General features: G+C 33.1%; 5 protein-coding genes. 1 reads left to right on the plus strand and 4 read right to left on the minus strand.

Annotation, left to right across the window (positions count from 1 at the left end):
- Positions 1-143 precede the first annotated feature (143 nt).
- A complete protein-coding gene (locus FD33_RS12705) occupies positions 144-290 on the plus strand; it encodes a hypothetical protein (protein ID WP_156407838.1) in 147 nt (48 codons plus the stop codon).
- Positions 291-308: 18 nt separating this feature from the next.
- Here the strand turns inward: FD33_RS12705 and FD33_RS09615 are convergent, their stop codons facing one another.
- The 4 genes from FD33_RS09615 to FD33_RS09630 form a co-directional block, all read right to left on the minus strand.
- Complete coding sequence (locus FD33_RS09615) at positions 309-779, minus strand: glutathione peroxidase (protein ID WP_025086357.1); 471 nt, start codon at positions 777-779, stop codon at positions 309-311.
- Between the two features lie 133 nt (positions 780-912).
- Complete coding sequence (locus tag FD33_RS09620) at positions 913-2,334, minus strand: MFS transporter (RefSeq protein WP_056955941.1); 1,422 nt, start codon at positions 2,332-2,334, stop codon at positions 913-915.
- A gap of 532 nt (positions 2,335-2,866) precedes the next feature.
- Positions 2,867-3,244 (minus strand): LytTR family DNA-binding domain-containing protein, encoded by a 378-nt coding sequence (locus FD33_RS09625; protein ID WP_025086358.1) that lies wholly within the window; start codon positions 3,242-3,244, stop codon positions 2,867-2,869.
- Between the two features lie 144 nt (positions 3,245-3,388).
- Positions 3,389-3,592, minus strand: a complete 204-nt coding sequence (locus FD33_RS09630; RefSeq protein WP_025086359.1) for a type II toxin-antitoxin system HicA family toxin — start codon at positions 3,590-3,592, stop codon at positions 3,389-3,391.
- Between the last annotated feature and the right edge of the window lie 209 nt (positions 3,593-3,801).

Genomic DNA, 3,801 nt, shown 5'->3' on the forward strand with positions numbered 1-3,801 from the left:
TCTATCCAAATTTTTCGTCTGGGTAGAATTCTATTTAATCTTACAATCTACCATTTGTAAATAAAACAACTTATTTGCCTTAAAACATGCCTCTATATTAGAATTATTAATTAAAGCACTCCCATTAGAAAGGTAATTAGACAATGAGTAAACCAGAGAAAAAGGTTTCTGTTTCAAAATTAAGTGAGAAATCACAGAAAAAATTAGAAGAAATTCGTCAAAAACATCACCTAAAATCCTTAGATGAAGCAGTTGAATATATGTTGAATTTTACAAAGGAAAAGAAATAGACCTCACGATTGTGAGATCTATTTTTTTAGAGCATCTATAATTAAACTTTCCATTTTTTCAGGTTTTGTGATTGGAGCAAAACGTTTCAACAGATTACCCTCTTTATCAATCAAGAACTTAGTAAAATTCCACTTGATTCGACCCTTCCCTGATTGATCTTTTAAGTATGTGAATAGTGGATCTTCATCCAGACCATTCACAATTACTTTACGAGTCATGGGAAAAGTCACTCCGTAATGCATTTGACAAAAATCGCTTGTCTCCTCATCACTATCAAGTTCTTGATGAAATTGATTAGAAGGAAGTCCCAGAACCTCAAGACCCTGAGCTCGATATTTATTATAAAGTTTTTCAATTGATTCAAGTTGCGGTGCTAAACCACATTTGCTTGCGGTATTAACGATTAACAGAACCTTACCTTGATAATCTCTGAAATTAATAATCCCACCATTCATCTCAGTTTCCCTAAAATTATAAATTGGTCCCATTGCCCTACCGCCTTTCTTACTATCTATTTTCACTATATTATACTAGAAAGAAAGTTAGTGAGACAAAGTTAGCAATTAATTTATCCGAATTGTTACTTTTGAGATTCTTCTGTAATAATGATTTCTAATTTAGCTATTGTTTCTTATTCATAGCGTCGTTATGCTTATCAATTCGATGAATCAGATAAACCAAAATGATTGCGACAATTAGTAATACTAATGCTGTCAAATAAGCAAAATGCATGCCGCTTAAAAACCAACTTGGATGAGCTGTTGGATAATAAGCAATCTGCTTGCCAGCTTTTAAACTCATACCATAATAAAGGCTAGTCGTCGCCATACTGACACCAATACCCATACCAAGGTTTCTAAATAAGGCAGCTAAACTACCAGCAATTCCCTGGTATTCTTGGGGTGCGTAACCCATAATCATCGGATTATTTTGAAATCCACCATTACCAATTCCAAGGAACAGTAACATGAACGTGAAAACAATCAAACTATCTGTTTTTGAGACCCGCATCAAAAATATAATGGGAATGGCGTAGATGAACAAGTTAACAATCGAGACACTAGCGGCGTTATATTTATCCGTAAAGTAACCTGCAATCGGTGCAGCAATTACGTTAGCAAACGGGATTGCCATCATAATCAATCCGGTCAATGACGTACTTAATGATCTAAAGTCAGTTAAATAAAACGGCATTATAACGTTAGCATAATATCCAATTGAAAATACTATCAAAGCACTAATTAGACTTAAAGTTAAACGAGATATTTTAAAAATCTTGAAATTGATCAACGGTGATTTAATATGTTTCTCGGCATAGAAAAATCCAATCCAAAATACCAAACTAATTATAAAAGTCAGTATAACGGCTCGATTGCTGAAACCAATATCTTGTCCCATAAAGATACTGACAAAGAAAGTAGCTATTGCAACGGCATAGGTTATTAGACCAATCCAATCATAAGATACTGTTTTAACCCTACGATTTTCCCTAGGGAACATAAAACGACCATAAATATAAACAATAATTCCAATCGGAATATTGATAATGAAAATCCAATGCCAAGATAAAACACTTAGTACTAACCCGCCTAAACCAGGTCCTGAGATATTTCCTAATTGGGCAATGATACTGTTGATACCATAGGCTCTGCCACGCTGACTCATTGGGAAAATCATTGCGATAATACCAATATTAGTGGCCATACTCATACTGGCTCCAAGTCCTTGGACAATTCGCCCGAATAACAATATGTATAACGATAGACTCATAGCACAAATTAATGAGCCAATCGTAAAGAAAATAGTTCCCATTTGGAAAATTTTAATATATCCGATTTGATCAGCCATTCTTCCCCAGAACAGTAATAACATACAAATCATAATCAGATAAACCGACACAATCCATTCGGCCCGATTCATTGGTACATGTAAATCTTTGGTTAAACTAGGTATCGCCACATTAACGATACTGGCATCAAGCAATTGCATGAACGACATGAAACTGGTCGCAAACAATGTCAAAATATTATGTTTGCTTTTCATAATTAAGCCTCTCTCAAAAAAGTACACTTCTAATAGTAGACTTCTTTTAATGTCGTTGGCAACCAAAGCATTAATGTTAATGCAATCGATTCAACTCCCGTGCCATTTTTTCATTTTGATATTTTCTGTAAAAATAAAAAAAGATTACATGAAGAAGTAGCGTCACACATAGGACTGCTAACCAATATGGCAATATTAGTTGAAAAAGAACTTTTGAATAAAGATATAAAACAAAATAACCTGTCAAAAAATTTATTACCGAAGACAGAATAATACTAATTGGCGCAATCCAAGTACTGTAATTCCAAATATACGGATAAATAACACCAAATATCACGCTCAAACTAGCGGAAATTAGCAAAATATTTCAAAAGAACGTTACCTCCATTGTTTGCCTTGTAAATCCGGTTAGAAAAACAATCCAAATAATTGTCAGTAGAGTTCCTTGAATAAAGCGATTCTTATATTGTTTAATCATCTTAAATACTCCCGAATTTTTTTACCAAAGTGTCGACTGACAACAAAACTTTCTTCATTGGTAGTGTAAACTTCTAAGCGCGTACTTCCCATTTTTAAAACTGACGATTTTATCCAAATTGATCATAACTGAATTGCTTATTCTCAAAATTCCATATTTTGTTAAATATTCTAAATTCTTCAATCTGCCCTTCAAATAAAAAACGTCTTTGTCAGTGGTATAAAGTTTGGACAAATTATCCATAGCTTCAATGACAAGAACATCTTCAATTCTCAATTTTGACTGTCGGCTGTTTTTGGGATCAATTACTTCTAAATATTTCGTCTCCAAATTCTTTTCAATAGTTGAAATCAATCCATGATTCTTAGGATGCATGCAAATTCCAATTTCATCAGCGGCATAATCATCGATTAGTTGATACTTAATTTTCATAGGCCTCCTCCTCTGTTTAAAAAAATACCATCCAAATCTAGATTCGTCAGCACTTTTTTAACTTGTTGTATTAATTTAAGTTTTGATACAAAAATAAGGCTATGTAATGACTCTTTCAACGAAAAGTCCATTACATAACCTTATTTAAATATCGGTAACCTTAATGCCAGCCTGTTTCAAAATTTTGCTCTCAATTCCATGTTCGAGCTCTTTATCATGATGAATTGGTACTGGTAGCGTCACATTGGTATCGGGATTATACATTTTTAAGTGCGATCCATTCTGCGACTTTTTAACAAAACCATGTTGTCGTAGTATTTTAACGATTTTCTGGGGTTTCATTGCCATATTATTACCCCCTCTCACATATCATTGTACACAATATCAGTCCAGTTCAAAAATAATAGACTCGATAATATAAAAACACAAAGTCATCAACTAGACTTTGTGCTTTTTAGATTAACTATTTTTATTGATCTTCTTTTTTCTTAAATACTTTTTTGTGGATGTAAGCTGATTCCTGAGACAACTTTTAAGAGAGGGTATAATGAATAAAT

Source organism: Companilactobacillus paralimentarius DSM 13238 = JCM 10415 (genome assembly GCF_001434985.1).
Lineage (GTDB): Bacteria > Bacillota > Bacilli > Lactobacillales > Lactobacillaceae > Companilactobacillus > Companilactobacillus paralimentarius.